At 71.6% G+C, this 2380-nt stretch carries 3 protein-coding genes; all 3 read left to right on the forward strand.

Annotated features, from left to right (window positions below; translation table 11 throughout):
* On the forward strand, window positions 1–1265 hold a 1265-nt coding region (locus tag B2284_RS06015; RefSeq protein WP_286697298.1), incomplete at its 5' end, for a hypothetical protein.
* A 174-nt stretch (window positions 1266–1439) separates the two neighbouring features.
* Window positions 1440–1829, forward strand: coding sequence for a hypothetical protein (locus tag B2284_RS06020; RefSeq protein ID WP_136788172.1), 390 nt, complete (start codon window positions 1440–1442; stop codon window positions 1827–1829).
* On the forward strand, window positions 1826–2221 hold the full coding sequence (locus B2284_RS06025; RefSeq protein WP_038566480.1) for a hypothetical protein: 396 nt from the start codon (window positions 1826–1828) through the stop codon (window positions 2219–2221). The genes B2284_RS06020 and B2284_RS06025 overlap by 4 nt, the downstream gene beginning before the upstream one ends.
* Window positions 2222–2380 lie beyond the last annotated feature (159 nt).

Below are 2380 nucleotides of genomic sequence, written 5' to 3' on the forward strand. Positions count from 1 at the left end.
CGACGACGATCGCCCGCGACGGCCTCGCCGCGGCGCGCGCCCATCTCGTCCACGTTGCCAACGACGGCACGCAGACACCGCTCGCCGACCTCGACGTCGACGCCGCCGTCGATGCCGCCCGCGGCACGTTCGGCACCCACACCGTGGACGGCACCGCCGAGCCTCGTCACGAACTCGCCATCCCCTACCAGGGGCGCATGCTGAGCGGCCACGATCTCGAACGCCAACTCGCGGCGTGGGTGCACAAGGGCATCGTGGAGCAGTCGTGCGCGGACGCCGTCATGCGTGTCGTCGCGCACCCGGAGTGGCTGAGCCTGCCTGGCCACGTCGTCGCCGACATCGGCGCCGGCGCCGAGATGGGGCCGCTCGAGATGCTGTCGAGCTGGGGCGCACGCATCCTCGCGATCGACATCCCCCGCGTCAGCGAGCGCCTCGAGAAGATGGCGCGCGACGGTGCGGGCCACGTCAGCCTGCCGACGAAGGACGGCGAGACGGGCGCCGACATCACGCGCGACACCGCGGCCGTCGCTGCGTGGATCGACGAGCAGGCGGGTGACGACACCGTCGTCCTCGGCATGCACGCCTATGCCGATTCGGGCATGCACATCCGCCTGACGCTCGCCGCCGACCTCATCGCCACCTGGCTGCAGGAGCGCCGCCCGACGACGGTGCTCGCGTATCTCGCGACGCCGACCGACGCGTTCGTCGTGCCCCAGGAGATCATCGACGGCGCCCGCTCGCGGTGGTCACGCCACGGCAGCAAGGGTTTCGCGAAGCGCGCGCTGCGCACCGCGTCACGCGGCCAACTGTTCACCGAGCCCTACCCGAAGGGCTCGCGCGTCGCCGACTGCATCATCGCCCAGCAGGGTCCCAACTACGCCGTCGCGAAGCGCCTGCAGCGCTGGCGCGCCGTCGCCTCGGAGGCTGACGGGCGCCGCGTCTCGTTCAACGTCGCACCCGCGACGTTCACCCGGTCGGTGACGAAGAACACCGCCCTCAAGGCCGCCTACGCCGGCGCGCACCACTTCGGCGTCGAGGTCTTCGCCGCCGAGACGAGCCGCGCGCTCATGGCGGCGTTGCTCGTCCACGACGTCATGCGTGACGACCTCGCCCCCGGCGCCGCGCCTCAGCGCGCCCACGCCGAAGAACTCTTCAGCGACGGCGCCGCACACGGTGGCTTGTGGCGCACGGCCTGGGCACCCCGCTCGGCCCTCGGCGTCGCGGCCGCTCTCGGCGCCCCCAAGGCGCTGCGCCGCAAGGCATAGCGACACACGTCTCGCCCGCCCGTCATATCGCCTCCTCGCGACCGCCGTCCGAGGGGGCGATGCGCGTTACGCTCGAAAGAGGGGAACACACGATTGCTCGAGCACCCCACGCAACCTGCGTGGGCGTTCATGCGTCCTCATACCGAGACCATCGTTCACGGAGAGGGGAAGTCGATGTCTGCGCCAGCCTTCATGTGCCCACACGCGCACCGCGTCACGACCTCCGCAACCGACGCCATGTCCACCCGCGGCCATGCCGGGAAGCCCAGCACAGCTGCCGGCATCCTCGCGCGCCACACCGCGAGCGAATGGATCGGCACGCAGGGCGAACAGCTGCGCCTGCGCGTCGTCGTCGAACATGTCACCGCCGCGCGACGCACGTTCACCTACGTGCTGCGCGTCGAGGGCACGAACGATCTCCTCGAGTGGTCGACTCAGCGCCGTTACGGCATCACCGAGGGTGAACGACTCGCCCTGTCCGGCCTCGTCAAGGCCCACACCACCCGCGACGCCACGCGCGTCACGGTGCTCCGTGACTGCTTCAACCCCTTGAGGACGACGTGATCTCCCTCCCCGTGACCATTCCGCGCATCGTGCGCGGCCAAGACCGCAAAGACGCCGACCAGCGCTACTCCGGCGTCGCCGCCGGCCCCGCCGAACGAGGCTCCGGCACGACGACGTCCGTCGCGTTCCTCGCCGACGTGGGCACCACCGTCGACGTCATCGCCCGCGTCGCCGGCACCACCCCGCCACGTGACGGCGACACCGCCGACGTCGTGCGCCACTGCTTCCGAACCGTCGACGACGGCCTCGCCCTGTGCTGCCCGCTGCCCGCCACCGAGCACCTGCGCCTCGGCTCCGTCATCCGCGTGCGTGGCGACGTCACCGAGCAGCGCACCCAGGGCAGCAACCACGTCACCGAGATCCGAGCCGACGAGCTCGACCTGCTCGGGTGACGCCGCCCTTCCACTGACGGGCCACGCGCGAACCTGCCGGCCCGCCTCGTCCGCGCGGCTCGACCACGCTCGCCGGTGGGGCCACGCGCGAGAAATCTCGCACCCCCCACCCGACCGTCACGACACAGCACCCACCACACACCACGACGCCGGTGGGTG

The sequence above is a fragment of the Dermacoccus sp. UBA1591 genome (genome assembly GCF_002322065.1).
GTDB lineage: Bacteria > Actinomycetota > Actinomycetes > Actinomycetales > Dermatophilaceae > Dermacoccus > Dermacoccus nishinomiyaensis.